Here is a 15770-nt window from a genome sequence, read left to right on the forward strand (position 1 = left end):
AAGAGCTAAAACAATTAAAGAATTCTGAATATACTTACAATATAAATCATCCGTAATTATATTTCAATTGAAATCGTTTACATTGTAAAAATATTTCACTCAATCTAAATTTCCGATTGAGTCGGTCTACTATCTTTTGTTCAAAAAAAAGAGAACCAACGGATGGTTCTCTCTTTTTTTACGCACTTAATTTAGTAAACTCCTAAAGCTTAACACTCTTAATTGAAGTCCAACCACTATACACTTTAGTCGAACCAACTATTCGATATGTTCTTACTTTATAATAGTAAGTCTTTTTCTTTGTTAAACCACTATTTGTATAAGATGTCGAAGTTGTACTTTTTACTAAACTATATGAACCAGTACTTGATGTAGATCTGTAAATTTCATAGCCACTTGCTCCACTTACTGAACTCCACGATACTTTGCTACTTGTTGAACTTACTTTAGTCGCGTTGAAGTTAGTTGGTACTGATGGAATTGGTTTTGCTGAATTCCCCCTTAAAAAATATATCGCTACTAATGAATACTTCCTCCATTTGATAATTTGACTATATACATCGGGGTGTTCAAAAAATTGAACAACAAAAAAGAGAATCTCATCATGATTCTCAATAGGTTACATATGATAATAGTTTGATATTTTACCAATATAATGCCAATTACTTAAATAAGCTTAATAACCCCTACATTAAAACTTTACAAAAAAACGCCAAAATCACTCTTATTTAGACTAGTTATTTTCGTATTCGATAATTAAAATTTCATTAAACAAGTCTATAGTCTTTATAATTGCCGAAAAATAAATGTGCATTGAAGCCCATGGTTGTATCTAATTACTTGTAGTAGCATTAAGACCTCAGCGTTCTTAATAACAAATAATAGGAGTGATTGTGTGCTTAATAAAAAAATCTTATCATTAGTTACTTTAGGTTTATTAGCGTCACCATTGTCTTTAGGAAATGTTAAGGCAGAAGGAAACGGATACAACTTATCAAAGAAGATCGTTGAACATCAGAATAAAATGCCTCTTCAAAAAGGAATCCTCGATTTTCATACGTTTAATCAACTTAGAAATGAAGTAAAAGATTCAAAAGCCATTTCAGTAAAAAACTTTAATAAAATAGGGATTATGAGTAATGGTAACAACACTAGTGAAGATGATGATTTTATATCTGAGGTAGAGCCCAATGATGATTTTGATTCTGCAGATAATACATCATATGAAAAACCGTTAATTGGACAGTTATACCCATTGTATGATGTAGATGTTCATAAAGTAGTCGTACCGAGTGATGGACTTTTATATGTAGTTGGGGTTACTAACTCTGATAATATTGACCTAGCATTCTCTGTTACAGAAAAAGATTTTGCCGTGAGTAATAAATTACAATATTTAGGCTCAGATTATGATGATGAAGGAAATGAATATCAAGCATACCAAGCAAAAGCTGGTACATATTATATTGGCGTTATAGACTATGATAATGACGATGTTGATAATAATACAGAAGATGACTTATATGCTATTGGAACTTACTTCGAAGATAATGTTGCCCCTAATAAGCCAACCTTAAATAAAGTTGATAATAATGATACAGTTGTTACAGGTAAAGCAGAAGCTAACTCTACTGTTACTGTTAAAGTAGGTAGTACACAATTAGGTACTGCTAAAACAGCTTCAAATGGAACTTTTTCTGTAAAAATCAAAACACAAAAAGCTGGCGTGACATTAAGTGTTACAGCTAAAGATTCTGCTGGTAATATAAGTGCAGCATCAACTACAAAAGTCGTTGATGTGATTGCACCTTCTAAGCCTGTAGTAAATAAGGTTGATAATAATGACAAAGTTGTGACTGGAAAAGCTGAAGCAGGTTCTACTGTTACTGTTAAAAAAGGTTCTACAACACTTGAAACTGCAAAAGCTAATTCATCTGGAAATTATTCAATTACGATAGCTGTTCAATATGCAGGTACAAAACTATCTGTAACTGCTAAAGATGCTGCTGGTAATACGAGCACAGCAACAACTGTAACTGTCGTAGATGTGATTGCTCCAAGTAAGCCAAAGGTTAATAAAGTAGACGATAACGACGCGAAAGTAACTGGAAAAGCTGAAGCTAACTCTACTGTTACAGTTAAAGTTGGAAGTAAAACTTTAGGTTCAGCAAAAGCTGATTCAAAAGGAAACTTTACAGTTAAAATCAAAGCACAGAAAAGTGGTACTACAATTTCTGTAACTGCTAAGGATGCTGCTGGTAATACTAGTTCTGCTACTTCAGTTAAGGTTGTAAGGCATTAAGATAAATGATTGAGCCAAGGATTAGTTCCTTGGTTTTTTGTTTTTTAGCAATCAAGACTCCCGCTTAATTCGTCTTTTTTTAATAGTAAAATAGATATTAATTAATACAAGCAATAACGGGATGCCATACACAAACATTTGAAATAAATAATCTCCAAAATACATGCTAACCCTCCTCGATCATAGAGTCATATTTTTGATAAATACTCATCAATACTTTTCCTATATGGTTCATGGAATATATACAGATAGTTAAGTCCATCTACGTTGAAAATATAAATAATTCTTTTGTCTTTCGTTTGATATTCTTCTATATTAATATTGTTCAAAACTTTAGCTCTTACGTATTTCCCGCCTTCATAACTTAAGTCAATTGATTTAAAAACACTTATTTTAATTTCATGTGAAAGATTGACTTCAACATGAGGAGAAGTAAAACTGTCATCTAAAAGATACACTTCTGAAACTTCAAAGTCAGTTGGAATAAGAATCATTTGGTTAATTGAAGTTAGTTTTGTGCTAATTTCTTGTTCATCTATTTTGATCTTCTTTTCAGGGTTCGACAACATAAAGAATACATATATGTACATGATTAAACTGATTCCTATTATTGAAATAATCGAAAAGAAAATTAGCTTAAGCATTATTCACCCACTACCCTTTATTTTGTGAAAATAGTAACATAAAGGAACGGTAAATAATTTAGGTAATAATGAAATATGTATGAACGTTTAAAGGACTTCAAATAACAAAAATCTACTTGAAGTCTTTAATTTTAACTATAAGATTCTTCCTCAAGCTGGTTTAACCTAATTAATATATTCAAAAATATCTTTTCCCTTATTGCATCGGCCCACATACCTTCACAGAAGCGTTCTACGTTCTCCTCTAACGTAATATGTAAAAATAGATTTGATTAAATGCTTATCAGCTATTTTTATTAATTGTAAATGCGGTTCTTGATAGTTACTCATGGTTTCTAAATAATTGGGATCACTTAGATCTGATTTATAAAAAGCATCAATAAACTCATTTACTCCTTCATGATATTTATAAAAGCGACCGTTCATAGTAAAAAATTCAAAATCGTTTTAACTAAAATAATCAATATACTGATGTATTTTTTCACTTTTCATTATTTCACCCCCTCCTATTTTACTCTAGAATTTCACTTTAATGTATTAGTCAACTAACTAGTAAATGAAAAAAGAGCATCCCCGAAAGATACTCTTTTAGTAAAATATTATTGCTGCATATTCATACTATACAGCTTACTCATCTCCAAAATTTGCTCCTGAACTCTCTCAATCACAGACGGCGGGCTTATTACTTGTGCATCCTTACCCCAAGTTAAAATCCATGTGATTAATCCATCACTGATCGCAGCTTTTGTTGTTAAGATGAAGTGCTCCTCATCTACTTGCTGAATATCAGCTTTTAGGCCAAAACGGTCAAAAACTACATTTAGTAATCCTTTTTTGAACTTGATCTTTACGTAGTTTGGCTCACCAGCAAACATATTAAAAACGGTGCGCAAATATTCGTCGACGTCAAAACGTTCATCTTGGAACTTTTCTTCCGTTTTCTTAACTTCGCGCATTCGATCTACACGGAAATGTCTTAGTTGATCCTCAGGTAAACTTCTCGTAATTAAGTAATAGTAGTCATTTGACCAGATTACTGCGAGTGGTTTAACTGAATATTCTTTTCCATTGTGACTTAGTTCAAATTTTTTCTTAATATTGTATCGGCCGTATTGAAATGAAATTAGTTTTTTCTCAGAAATGGCTTGGTGAATTTGATCGATTGAGAAGTGAATTCGATTGCTTTCACTTTTAATTGCCGTATCTGCGATAATGCCGTTGTGGAGCTTTTTAGCTTCGTTATCACTCGTTAGCTTTTTTAATTTATCGATAATTTTTTGTGTTTCTTGTTTATTTAAAAATCTTGAAGCAGTCACTGCATCTACTAATAAACGTAGTTCGTGCAATTCAAAAAGACGCTCTTGGTGGCTATATGTAGTTGCCTTACCATCGCTAGGATTTTCAATTACATCAAATCCTACATTTTCTAGCACGGAAATATCTTTTAAAAATGTATTTTTACTATACGAAAAATCCTCTTCTCCTGCTGCTAATCTCTTTTTTATTTCATCAAAGGTAAACTCGTGGTCAATATCCGTTTTACTTTCTAGTAGTTTCATTAGTTTATAAAATCGTTCACGGTTTTCCATGGAATCCTCCGTTTGTTTAGTAAAATTCAAAAGATGTATTCGCTATCATTATTAATCTAATTTTAATATTAACATAATTAATTAGGAATGATTATAGTCATAAAATCCCAGTATATGTTTACTAATAGGTCAATGGTATCGATTTAGTTTTTCATCATAAATTTTAGTAAACAATGGCCGGAAACACTTCTATAGTGCTTCCTTTTTTTGTTTTGATTTAGTTTTGCTTCATTTTTACCTAGTACACAAGTACTCGTCCTAAAAGACTAAAAAGTAATTTAGCGTGATATGACAATGCGAACAAGCATACACATTAAATATTGATTCCCAAAATTCTCCATTGGTAAATCAAATTAAATAGGAGGTTAGGAATGATTGTATTTGATCATGTAAATAAGTTTTATGGCGATTTTCAAGTCTTAAAAGATATTAATCTCACAATTAATAAAGGTGAAGTTGTTGTTGTGATTGGGCCGTCTGGTTCTGGGAAAAGTACTTTGCTCCGCTGTATTAATCATCTAGAAGCAATCAATGACGGCACTCTTACTGTAAGTGGTGTTTCTGTCGGGGATAAAAAAACAGATATTAACAAATTAAGACGCAATATTGGCATGGTTTTTCAGCATTTTTATTTATATCCGCACAAAACAGTGCTTGAAAATATCACTCTAGCCCCTATGAAAGCTCTTGGTCAATCTAGAGAAGAAGCCGACCAAACTGCTAATCACTTTCTAGAAAAAGTAGGTATTTTAGAAAAGGCAAAAGCCTATCCTTCCCAGCTTTCCGGTGGCCAGCAACAACGTGTCGCAATTGCGCGCGGGCTTGCGATGAAACCGGATATTATGCTTTTCGATGAACCAACCTCCGCACTCGACCCTGAAATGATTGGCGAAGTGCTAGATGTAATGAAAAACCTTGCTAAAGAAGGTATGACGATGGTTGTTGTAACTCATGAAATGGGCTTTGCCCGAGAAGTAGCCGATCGCATCGTCTTTATGGATGAAGGAAGAATTTTAGAAGAAGCAACTCCGGCCGAGTTTTATGAGAACCCGCGTGAAGAACGGGCTCGCTTATTTCTCAGCCGTATATTAAATCATTAATAGGAGGTAATTTTAATGTTTCTAAAAAAATTCATGAAAATGGCTCTAGTTTCAACTACGGCCGCCTTAGTTCTTGCAGGTTGTGGTAGTAAGGATGATTCGAAAAGCAAAGATGCTCTAGCTCGAATTAAGGATGATAAGAAAATTGTTTTTGGTGTAAAGTATGACACTCGTTTATTTGGATTGAAAAACCCTTCAACAGGTAAAGTAGAAGGATTTGATATTGATCTTTCCAAAGCACTTGCGCAAGAAATGTTTGGCAAAGATGTGAAGCCTGAGTACATAGAGGTTACGTCAAAGACGAGGGTTGGTCTCTTAAATAATGGAAAAGTTGATGCGGTCGTCGCTACAATGACAATCAATGAAGAACGTAAAAAAGAAGTAGATTTTACTGATGTTTACTTTAATGCCGGACAATCTTTGTTAGTAAAAAAAGGAAGTAAAATTCATGGACTTACTGACTTGAAGAAAGGTACAAAAGTACTTGCAGTAAAAGGCTCAACTTCTGCTGTAAATATACGCGAAAAAGCTCCTGCTACGACAGTACTTGAATTTGAAAACTATGCTGAAGCTTTTACAGCTTTAAAAGCAGGTAAAGGTGATGCCCTAACTACGGATGATGCAATCCTTTACGGTATGAAAGAAGAAGATCCTTCATTTGAATTAGTAGGAGGAACTTTTACACAAGAACCTTATGGTATCGCAGTTAAGAAAGGAAATAAAGCGCTTGTTGAAAAGTTGAATAAAGCATTAGCAAGCTTAAAAGCTTCAGGTAAATACGATGAGATTAAGAATAAATGGATTAAAAATTAAATGATATTATCATTGGGAACTGCAGAGTCCGTGCTTATACGGGCCTGCTTTTCCTAATAATTAGGAGGAAATCCTTTGTTAGATTTCTCGATATTAACAGATCATATGGAGTATTTTTTAGATGGATTAAGAGTAACCATTTTAACTAGTTTAATTGCTTTATTATGTAGCTTTATTTTAGGTACACTTGTTGCTGTTATGCGAATTGCTCCAATCAAACCGCTTAACTGGTTAGGTTCGATCTATGTTGAATTTATCCGAAATATCCCTGTTCTAGTAGTCATTTTTTTTACTTACTTAGCTGGAAGCTATAGTGGAATGGTTGCAGGAACAATCGGTTTGACCATCTATACAGCAGCGTTCATTGCCGAAGCAATCCGTGCTGGTATTCTCTCCGTGCCAAAAGGCCAAATGGAAGCTGCTCGCTCAACCGGATTAACTTACGGACAGGCAATGAGATTAATCATTCTTCCTCAAGCAATCAAAATCGTCATCCCTCCCCTTGGCAACCAATTTCTAAATTTAGTAAAAAACTCATCATTATTAGCCGTCGTAGCTGGTCAAGATTTAATGTATCAAGGAGATCTAATCTCTGCAATGACTTACGTAACGTTTGATACTTATATTTTCGTAGGATTATTTTATTTAGTTTTAACGATTCCTTTAAGCATCGGTGTTAACTATTTAGAAAAACGCTTGGCTAGAAGTAATTAAGGAGGTGGATTGATGGATTTTCTACAACCGTACGCTGATGTATTAACACTAGATCATATTAAATTTTTACTTGAAGGATTCTGGGTCACTCTTAAAGTCGCTGCTATTTCAATTGTACTCAGCTTTATCATTGGCGGATTGATTGGTACCCTCAGATATACGAAAATTCCGGTCATTACTCAATTACTAACCGCGATTGTCGAGACGATTCGGAACTTACCATTATTACTAATTATTTTCTTTACGTATTTTGCCTTACCGGAAATCGGAATCGAAATGAAAATTACAACTGCAGCCATCGCAGCATTGACAGTATTTGAATCAGCTATGATTTCAGAAATTATTCGAAGTGGATTAAACTCTATTGAAAAAGGACAAATTGAAGCAGCACGTGCATCTGGATTGAATTACACACAGACATTACGCTATATTGTCTTGCCACAAGCATTAAGAAGAATGGTTCCTCCGATTGTGAGTCAATTTATTTCTTTACTAAAAGACACATCATTAGCTGTCGTTATTGCATTGCCGGATTTATTGCATAATGGACAAATTATCTATGCACAAAAGGAATCTTATGTAATTCCCGTTATGGTGATTGTTGCGTTGATGTATTTTATTGTTAATTATGTTTTGTCGTTGATTGCGCGTAGATTAGAAATTAAGCAGACTTGAGAAATCCGGTTCAATGGTTGAACCGGATTTTTTGTTAATCATACTAAACGTTCCTTATATTGTAACATCTTCCTATAATTTCTAATAAATGACTGTGATATATTTTATCTAGTTGTATGCTAAATAAAAAAAGGATCTTCTAAGTAGACCCCCATCAACAAAATACCAATATTATTTTTCGAATAGTTCATCCATTAAGTCGTCAATTTCTTTCTTTAACACCTTCGTTTTGTCCTTGTCGATTTCGAATTTTCCATTTGTCATATAAACTGCATCGCCAGGAGAAACTGATTTTGGAAACATCTTTTTCGGATAATCAGTAGTTGAACCATCTTCTAATTCAACTACTACAAGTTCTCCCTCAAATCGGTCAACTATTCCAGTAATTTTCATCTTATTTTTTCTCCGTTTTAACCGTAATTTTTTTACCATCGCTCGTTACAACTACGCTGCCATTTTTATCTGTACGGTAAACTTTTGTTTTATATTTCTTTAAGCGATTAAGTGTATCATTTGTTGGATGGCCATATCGATTATTTGCACCGACACCAATGACTGCAATTTTAGGTTTCACTTTATCTAAAAATGCTTGACTACTTGATGTTTTCGCACCGTGATGACCTACTTTTAACACATCTGCCTTCAAGTCCTTTTTAGACTTAATCATATCTTGTTCAGATTTAGACTCAGCATCTCCAGTAAATAAGAAACTATTTTTATTATATACAAGTTTTAACACTGCACTCCAATCATTAAGATCAGATTTCGAATACGATTTTACAGGTCCAACAAATTCTGCAGAAACGCCTTTTAAATTTAATTTAACTCCAGCAGTAACTGGTTTAATTTTTAATTTTTCATTTTTAACTGCAGTCAAAAATTGTTTAAATGCTTGCGTATTATTCGATACATTTGGCGCATAAACACTTTTTACTTTAAAAGCTTCCAGTACTTCATCTAACCCACCTACATGATCTGCATCAGGATGTGTAGAAATCATAACTTCAATATCTTTAACCTTTTGTTTCTTTAAGTAATCTACGACAATATCACCTTTAGCCTTATTTCCGCCATCAATAACAATATCATCCCCATTTGGCGTTTTTATATAAATTGCATCACCTTGACCAACATCAATAAAATGTACATTTAAATTTTTAGAAGCAGCTTTCGTATCAGTAGGCTTAAATTGGTAAGCAATCCCTGCTAATAAAGCACTAGTTAATACGATACTTAATATTTTCTTTTTCAATTAAAAAATCTCCTAACTTTAATAAAGTGATTTTTCTTAACCATAAAAAAAGATAGTTTCCGTTCTCGGAGCTATCTTTTTTATTTCGTAACTTATCTTTCACATGCAATTAAATCTTTATCTCGATCGCTTTTTTTATTAGCGTCATATAAAGCTTTTGATACAACAGGTTTAAATTTCGTTTTACCGCCTTTATTTTTAACAGATGAACTTCGGGCAACTCCACCCTTATAATCTTTGTGCATTTCTGTACAGTTTTTATATGTTTTAGCAGCTGCATTAGCATCATCCGTTGAAATAAATGAATAACTTTGAATAAGACCAAAAGCAAGAATACCAATAGCAAGTTTTTTCATTTTTAAACACCCCAATCTATTATTTCGTAACAATTGAAACTTAATTTTAATAATAATTTAATTATAATAGACTATCAATAGTTAAATAAAAATTTAGTAAAAAATCTAGTAGTTTAATAGAAAATTTTAGACATTACAGAGTTCCACTTGCTGAGATATTTAGTAAATTTGAAAGATGTATATTAAATATATTTTAATCTAATTAACATTTTATCATAGAAGTTTGTTGAGATTATAGTGAATATTCATTAGATTTATTTAGGTAAAATTTACTAACTTGAAGAAGCCTACTCGGTGGGGGGGGGATGAGCAGGCTATGTTTCTATTCTAAGTATGATTGCTTTAATATAAAATCACATACAGCCCAATCACACTCACTTAAATAATCAAGAAAATAGCGAAGGCTTCCTCGGGTAATCTCGAGAAAGCCTTCGCTATTTATATTTTATGGACTTTTTCAGTGTCCACTATTCATTTAAACGTCATTCGTTTTTTTACTTGTCTTGTGATAGATGATTTAATGAATCCATATTTAAGTTTGCTAAACTTATTGGATTTTCACTATTAGCATCGATCAACCATTGATAAACAGGAATCTTATTCATATCTTTTTCCCATCAATCCTCATATAGCTTTAAAACCTTTTTTGAAACAAAAAATTCTACTTTAGGATTTATACTTGGTTTAAACTCAATAAACGTTTCTGCAAGTTCTAATAATCCATCTTGTTTGTCCTCGGTTATACCCTCAAAAGTATAAATTCTTATAAAAATCAAATTCCGAAAATCATCCCAGTTTTTTAAGAAAACCGGGTGTAAATCTTTAAAATCATTAGGAGTACCTGGACGATTAGCGTCTTCTAATTCCATATAACCAATTAAACTAGTAGCTCCTTTTGTTTCTTCATTTATAGCAAGGACGATCATATGGTTTTAACAGTTTAGTTCTAGTTGAAGGAAAAAGCAGTTTTTCATCAAGGGTTCCACTCCTTTTTAGATTAATAATAAAATTGTTCCTCCTGAAGCAATTTTATTGGTGGTAAAAATAACTTGCATAGTAAGTAAAATTTACTAATTCGTAAAAGCATTAACATATAAAGTTCTAATTAAATTATTTGTAATGAGATAAAAATTGAAAGTTTCGGAAATAAAAAAATACACTCTTTAAAAATTTAAAGACTGCAGCGATTACAAATAGTACTGTTCTATTTAAAAACCTACTCAAAAACTTGAGTAGGTTCATTCTTATCTTATAAAAAAGTATTTTTAAAAGAGATATATTATTTGATAAATTATCCTAAAACTTCTATAAATTTTAATCATAACATCTATTCTTCACTACTTTCATTTGTTTTCAATGATTATAAAGTAGCATTTTTCATAACAAAATCTTATTCAGAAGAAACAGTTTATCTGCTTATTATTTTTTGTCTTATTCAACTTTTTATCATGGATGCGTGGAGATTTAACAATCCTAAACATAACATTATCTTGTGTTAATTGGAATTCTGGTTGTTCTCCAACTATAAGCCCCTTAAATTGATTTAAGAGATATTTATTTAACTTTTCACCTAATGTTGAAGTATTAATATCTTCCTCTTCCCTTAAGTATGATTTCTTTTTCTCATCGTAAAACCAAATAGGTAAGCTTTTTGACTCAAGTATATTTTTCAAAGTTAGAAAATCTATAATTGGAATATGGCTATTTTCTTCGTTTAACTTTAAAGAAAGTTCCTGGTAACCATTAAAATAATGATGACTCAGTAATATAAATGGAACAATTTTTTTCCCAGTTAGATCTATCCCTGATTTTTTCTTAATAATTTCTCTTATAACTTCACTTTCTAATGATCTTATTCTTTCAATAAGTTGATTGTACGCTTTAAATAAGTGACCTTGTAAATTATTGTAAGCTTCTACAAAATTTTCTGGCTTAATTGTGGCTTTTGCCTCAAATAGAAATACATAGTCTCCTATCATAAACATTCCGTCAGTTTCATGAATTCCTTTCCTTGCATTTTGTTTTAAATTAACAAATGGAATATTTAACACATTAAATAAAGACTCTATGGAATCCTCAAATAATTCTCCTTTACTTCTCTGGTTGATTAAATTAATCTTAACCAAACTATCATCCGATAAAATTTTATCAAATGCCTTCTCGATAGAAATATTTGAAATCCAATTTGGTAATATATAGTAAATATTCCCTTTTTTTATTAATGGCTTAAAACTAACTAAATATGGATGCCCCTTCATTAAATCAAGATCAAATGAAAAAAGACGAATTAAATCAACTTTTGATTTATCTAAATCCAATATCCTCATTAATTTTTTTTCACCCAATACTTTTATAAATCCATTCTGGTAGTTTTGGTCTCTCATTTCCAAAGATAATTTATAAATGCAGCTATATACCTCTATCATTTGTTCGATTTGAAATTTTTTATTATCCTTTACCAGTGTAAATTCTGTGTTTTTCATTCCATATATTGGTATAAGTAACTTATATGCAGTGTAAACTTCCTTGTAAGCATAATTTTCAGCAGCTTTTGCAAAATCAAACCTTAACACTCCATTGGTTAATGGTTCTTTCATTGCTTTAGTTTTTAACATAATGTCTTCCGACTCACTTATACTTATTATATTGTCTGACTGACTTTGGAAATTAAGATCTCTATATTTTTCAAAGACAGACCAATATGGCAAGTTATCTTCAGAATAATACACTTTTCCATAATTAATTCCATTTGTTTCATAATTATCCTCTATAATTGGTTTGGTATGTTCAACTGATAGTGATAAAAACATTTGTTTAAGTGAGTGTTTAAAAGCAACTGACTCATAAATATACCTACAATTATTATTTATTAAACTCGGTTCTTTATCTCTAGAAGGGACATTTAGTTTCGTGATTACCTCTATAAGAGTCGAAAAACTACTTAAAATATGACTGAACTGTGAATCTAATATATCCATAGGGAATTTATTATTATCTAAACTCAAATTGTTTTCATTCATATTCATTTTTATATACTCTAAGTAATTAAAAATATCTTCTATATGTATTTTTTGACTTGATATCTGAAAAATTTGTTTTATTTCATTTTCGTATACCTGTATTCGTTCTTTTAAATGTATAATGTATTCAATATCTTTTTCAATTAATCTAAACTCTGCTTTTTTAATTGATTTAATAAACTGCAACAGCTCCGTTAAAACAGCAATATCAATCCCCATTGAACAAGCACTATGTAAAAAAAACTTGTGAAAATATTGGCCTTTAATCTCATATCCTTCTTTCAGAAACATTAATATTTGTTTCTTATTTTTCCAATGATTTATTTCTTCTTTAAACAGTTCAATTTCTTTAATATCAATTGGTTTCATTTTTCTACTCCTATAATATACACTCTTCATTTATAAAGTAATGTTCATTTTAATTATCGATAGTACATTATTAAACTATTATTTATGAATTACTCCGCTTTAATTTGAGACCACAAATAAAACCAATCAAAGCAATTCTAATTTCCTACTTTAAAATAATTCTATGTGTTGAAATAATAAAATCATTAATTTTAATAATATTTAGAATATATGCAATGTAAAAAATGATTTACACTTTTTGAAATTTCAGAATAATAAACTTGCTAATATACTAAAATCATATATGACTACAATATTAGTGATAAGTAAATCTAAACTTTGAGAGTACTAGTTCTACTTTATCTTCAATATTCTCAGCGCTCTTAACTTTCTCGACATCAAAATATTGATTCAATTCTTCTATACATTTATGTTCAATATATTTAATAAAATCATTAACTGAATTTTCATTGGGATATACATTTATTTTAATCATTAAACCAATTAGATAAATAGTGGTTTGTTCAGGATTTGATAAACTATATTCTAGTGCAATTTCCAATAATTTTTCTGCTATCCCTTTATTTTTCATGGAATATAATTTTGCAAGGGTGAAAAGAATTAATTGCCAAGGATGTTGCAGTTTATATACCGGAATTATTAGCACCCTTTCAACAAGTCTATTTAATATCGAATAGTCAATTTGATCCTGGGACCTATGTAAGTATATTTTAAGTAGAGCAAATAACTCATACGTTCTAGACATATACTTGTCTTCTTGTATCAAAAATTCTAATCTCTCATTAAAACTTTTACCTTTAAAATAGTCATCTAAATAATCAGTTATTTTCCGGTCAATCTGAATATTCGAATGATCACATAAAAAGTGTACTAAATATGATGTTGTTTGGTTTCTATTCCTAGGGTGATCTTTTAATAAATTTAATGCCATCATATAGTATTTTATTGCTGAAGGATCATTTAAGAATGATAATGATTGAGCCTTTGCACTATAATATTTTCCTAATTGCATCCCTTTAGCAGTATCAATATCAGTAACTTTATCAAATAAACCAGCTTCAATATTTAATAATTCTTCCTGAAGTATTAACTGTGATCGAATTAAAGATTCGTTTATACTAAGTGCTTTTTTAAAATCGAAAATATTAGCTAGTGTTGATGTATAAAGATTTAAAAAGTTCCTTTTTCGATCAATCATTTCAAAAGAAGATGACTCAATTGCTAAATTTAATAAATCATTATATGTTTTAGAAGCTTCCTTTACTAAGCCCATATCATTATATACTCTAAGTAACAATTCATAGTAAATTATTTTATTTAAATTATTTAGTTTTTTCAAATGGTCTTTTAAAAACAAAAGCAAATAAAGAACTTTCTTTCTATCATACTTACCTTTAGAAGTAAATTCTTTAATTAGATATAAAGTATCTCTAATTGAATCTTTAGATATTATTTCACTAATATTTTCTTTTAAAAACCTAATATAATTATCATAATTATGTTTAAAATTATTTTTTCGAAATAAAATATCGAAATCATATGTATTTTCCAAAAATTTAAAAAGTTTTTTCTCTACATAATATTTATATATTTTCTTATATTTTGAATTGATATCATCATAATAAAAACTAATTGCATTACACAAATTAGTAGATTCATCAAGTTTTCTTTTATTATAAACTTCGTTACAAACTATATCTGCTAAATAAAACATATTCATAAGTTCTTCTTCTCTATTTTCATAATTAACAATCACTTTTTTTAACTTCACATCAATTGGTTGCTGAATAAGGTTATTATTACTTAATTCATTATGTAAATTAATCAGAATACTTGTCTGATTATTTAGAAAATATATCGTATCACCATTTTGCTTAGTTGTCTTATCCATACCGATCGATTCTAAATCATGTATTTTATCGCCAGAAATTGTATTCAATTTAGTGATTCTACTTGCAATAAAAATATTAATTTCTTTTTCTTTATTTGTGATATTTGGATAATATAACAAAATAGTAGATACTAAGGAATTTATCATATTAAAATACAACATACCTGCAGTGTTATCATCAGTAATATTTGAATTTATTAAAGCATTTACCTTACCTTTTGCCATAAAGGTGGGAGTTATCGAATTAAACTTTCCTCCTCCATTTAAAATTTTAGATATTATTTCTTTTTGCTTTTTAATATCGCGAGTTTTACCGTGTATAAACTTATGGTACTCTGAATTGTATATTTTTTTAAATTCCAATTCAACAATTTTTGATAGATTATTTAATTCTTCAATTCTTTCATGTTTAATTAATATTCCGCCTACTACTACATTTTCAATATCTTTTTCATTTTCAAAATGTCCTGACTCATCTATAAACAACGTGATCATTTCTAGCACTCTTTTCTATATTTCAATTAAAATTATTTATTTAATAATTACTTAATTTTTTACTTTACATAGAACTTTTTATATCAAATTGTTATATTCACTCCTATTAAATTCATTCTAAGGTAGTTTTATTCAGAAATTTAATAACACTGGTCTCAAATTAAACAAAGAATAAAGATTCATATACTTTAATATACGATGAACATGTATATTTTACCAGTTGCATTTTTATTTCTAAATAAAAAGAGTACTCTACCTCAACTACCTTCCATAGCTTAATTTTATAATCTTAATAGAGTTGTTTACTTTAGTTAAATATTTATTCCAATTTGTTTTTATGGCCAGTCTTAAAATGGGCTACTCTTGAGCTCAATCGCTTACAAATACCTGTTATCTAAATCAGTCAATTAATAGTGCCTTGTTCTTTACATTTCCATGCATTTATTACCATCTTTTCTCCTTCCAATGTCCTGCTACTAAAGAATGCTACAACAAATATCCTAGCTAATTTGGAGTAATTTTTAAAACCTCACTTTACATTTGAACCTAG

At 30.1% G+C, this 15770-nt stretch carries 15 protein-coding genes; 5 read left to right on the forward strand and 10 right to left on the reverse strand.

The window, feature by feature from the left end:
- Positions 1 to 202: 202 nt before the first annotated feature.
- On the reverse strand, positions 203 to 616 hold the full coding sequence (locus CN692_RS27130; RefSeq protein WP_142317508.1) for a fibronectin type III domain-containing protein: 414 nt from the start codon (positions 614 to 616) through the stop codon (positions 203 to 205).
- 279 nt (positions 617 to 895) lie between these two features.
- On the opposite strand from CN692_RS27130, the gene CN692_RS07470 reads away from it, so the two are divergent.
- Complete coding sequence (locus CN692_RS07470; RefSeq protein ID WP_179874390.1) at positions 896 to 2302, forward strand: Ig-like domain-containing protein; 1407 nt, start codon at positions 896 to 898, stop codon at positions 2300 to 2302.
- A gap of 188 nt (positions 2303 to 2490) precedes the next feature.
- Here CN692_RS07470 and CN692_RS07475 read toward each other — a convergent pair whose 3' ends face one another.
- From CN692_RS07475 to CN692_RS07480, 3 genes are all read right to left on the reverse strand, one after another.
- The gene (locus CN692_RS07475; RefSeq protein ID WP_098118541.1) at positions 2491 to 2946 is read right to left on the reverse strand and encodes a hypothetical protein; all 456 of its coding nucleotides are present in this window, start codon (positions 2944 to 2946) and stop codon (positions 2491 to 2493) included.
- Between the two features lie 131 nt (positions 2947 to 3077).
- On the reverse strand, positions 3078 to 3200 hold the full coding sequence (locus tag CN692_RS27135; RefSeq protein WP_373605024.1) for a DUF6508 domain-containing protein: 123 nt from the start codon (positions 3198 to 3200) through the stop codon (positions 3078 to 3080).
- Between the two features lie 345 nt (positions 3201 to 3545).
- Positions 3546 to 4535 (reverse strand): helix-turn-helix transcriptional regulator, encoded by a 990-nt coding sequence (locus tag CN692_RS07480; protein WP_098118542.1) that lies wholly within the window; start codon positions 4533 to 4535, stop codon positions 3546 to 3548.
- Between the two features lie 371 nt (positions 4536 to 4906).
- Between CN692_RS07480 and CN692_RS07485 the strand changes: the two genes are divergently transcribed.
- The 4 genes from CN692_RS07485 (at position 4907) to CN692_RS07500 (ending at position 7837) form a co-directional block, all read left to right on the forward strand.
- Positions 4907 to 5635, forward strand: coding sequence for an amino acid ABC transporter ATP-binding protein (locus CN692_RS07485; RefSeq protein WP_098118543.1), 729 nt, complete (start codon positions 4907 to 4909; stop codon positions 5633 to 5635).
- A 15-nt stretch (positions 5636 to 5650) separates the two neighbouring features.
- Positions 5651 to 6448: a transporter substrate-binding domain-containing protein gene (locus CN692_RS07490; protein WP_098118544.1), complete on the forward strand. Its 798-nt coding sequence runs from the start codon at positions 5651 to 5653 to the stop codon at positions 6446 to 6448.
- A gap of 75 nt (positions 6449 to 6523) precedes the next feature.
- Positions 6524 to 7162: an amino acid ABC transporter permease gene (locus CN692_RS07495; protein WP_257143985.1), complete on the forward strand. Its 639-nt coding sequence runs from the start codon at positions 6524 to 6526 to the stop codon at positions 7160 to 7162.
- A 12-nt stretch (positions 7163 to 7174) separates the two neighbouring features.
- On the forward strand, positions 7175 to 7837 hold the full coding sequence (locus CN692_RS07500) for an amino acid ABC transporter permease (RefSeq protein ID WP_098118545.1): 663 nt from the start codon (positions 7175 to 7177) through the stop codon (positions 7835 to 7837).
- A gap of 171 nt (positions 7838 to 8008) precedes the next feature.
- Here the strand turns inward: CN692_RS07500 and CN692_RS07505 are convergent, their stop codons facing one another.
- The 6 genes from CN692_RS07505 to CN692_RS07530 form a co-directional block, all read right to left on the reverse strand.
- Positions 8009 to 8230, reverse strand: a complete 222-nt coding sequence (locus CN692_RS07505) for a DUF3006 domain-containing protein (RefSeq protein WP_098118546.1) — start codon at positions 8228 to 8230, stop codon at positions 8009 to 8011.
- 1 nt (position 8231) lies between these two features.
- Positions 8232 to 9089 carry a ComEC/Rec2 family competence protein gene (locus CN692_RS07510; protein WP_098118547.1) on the reverse strand — a complete coding sequence of 286 codons (858 nt, stop codon included), beginning with the start codon at positions 9087 to 9089 and terminating at the stop codon, positions 8232 to 8234.
- 92 nt (positions 9090 to 9181) lie between these two features.
- The gene (locus CN692_RS07515) at positions 9182 to 9445 is read right to left on the reverse strand and encodes an excalibur calcium-binding domain-containing protein (protein WP_098118548.1); all 264 of its coding nucleotides are present in this window, start codon (positions 9443 to 9445) and stop codon (positions 9182 to 9184) included.
- Positions 9446 to 10062: 617 nt separating this feature from the next.
- Positions 10063 to 10371 (reverse strand): hypothetical protein, encoded by a 309-nt coding sequence (locus tag CN692_RS07520; RefSeq protein WP_098118549.1) that lies wholly within the window; start codon positions 10369 to 10371, stop codon positions 10063 to 10065.
- 468 nt (positions 10372 to 10839) lie between these two features.
- The gene (locus tag CN692_RS07525; RefSeq protein WP_098118550.1) at positions 10840 to 12834 is read right to left on the reverse strand and encodes a hypothetical protein; all 1995 of its coding nucleotides are present in this window, start codon (positions 12832 to 12834) and stop codon (positions 10840 to 10842) included.
- Between the two features lie 295 nt (positions 12835 to 13129).
- The gene (locus CN692_RS07530; RefSeq protein WP_098118551.1) at positions 13130 to 15220 is read right to left on the reverse strand and encodes a hypothetical protein; all 2091 of its coding nucleotides are present in this window, start codon (positions 15218 to 15220) and stop codon (positions 13130 to 13132) included.
- Positions 15221 to 15770 lie beyond the last annotated feature (550 nt).

This window comes from Bacillus sp. AFS002410 (genome assembly GCF_002556365.1).
GTDB lineage: Bacteria > Bacillota > Bacilli > Bacillales > Bacillaceae_G > Gottfriedia.

Excerpts from the sequence above, each read along its gene's own strand:
- CN692_RS07490 (WP_098118544.1), top strand. The coding sequence starts at position 5,651 with ATGTTTCTAAAAAAATTCATGAAAATGGCTCTAGTTTCAACTACGGCC.
- CN692_RS07515 (WP_098118548.1), bottom strand. The coding sequence starts at position 9,445 with ATGAAAAAACTTGCTATTGGTATTCTTGCTTTTGGTCTTATTCAAAGT.
- CN692_RS07480 (WP_098118542.1), bottom strand. The coding sequence starts at position 4,535 with ATGGAAAACCGTGAACGATTTTATAAACTAATGAAACTACTAGAAAGT.
- CN692_RS07530 (WP_098118551.1), bottom strand. The coding sequence starts at position 15,220 with ATGATCACGTTGTTTATAGATGAGTCAGGACATTTTGAAAATGAAAAA.
- CN692_RS07525 (WP_098118550.1), bottom strand. The coding sequence starts at position 12,834 with ATGAAACCAATTGATATTAAAGAAATTGAACTGTTTAAAGAAGAAATA.
- CN692_RS07475 (WP_098118541.1), bottom strand. The coding sequence starts at position 2,946 with ATGCTTAAGCTAATTTTCTTTTCGATTATTTCAATAATAGGAATCAGT.
- CN692_RS07505 (WP_098118546.1), bottom strand. The coding sequence starts at position 8,230 with ATGAAAATTACTGGAATAGTTGACCGATTTGAGGGAGAACTTGTAGTA.
- CN692_RS07500 (WP_098118545.1), top strand. The coding sequence starts at position 7,175 with ATGGATTTTCTACAACCGTACGCTGATGTATTAACACTAGATCATATT.
- CN692_RS07485 (WP_098118543.1), top strand. The coding sequence starts at position 4,907 with ATGATTGTATTTGATCATGTAAATAAGTTTTATGGCGATTTTCAAGTC.
- CN692_RS07520 (WP_098118549.1), bottom strand. The coding sequence starts at position 10,371 with ATGATCGTCCTTGCTATAAATGAAGAAACAAAAGGAGCTACTAGTTTA.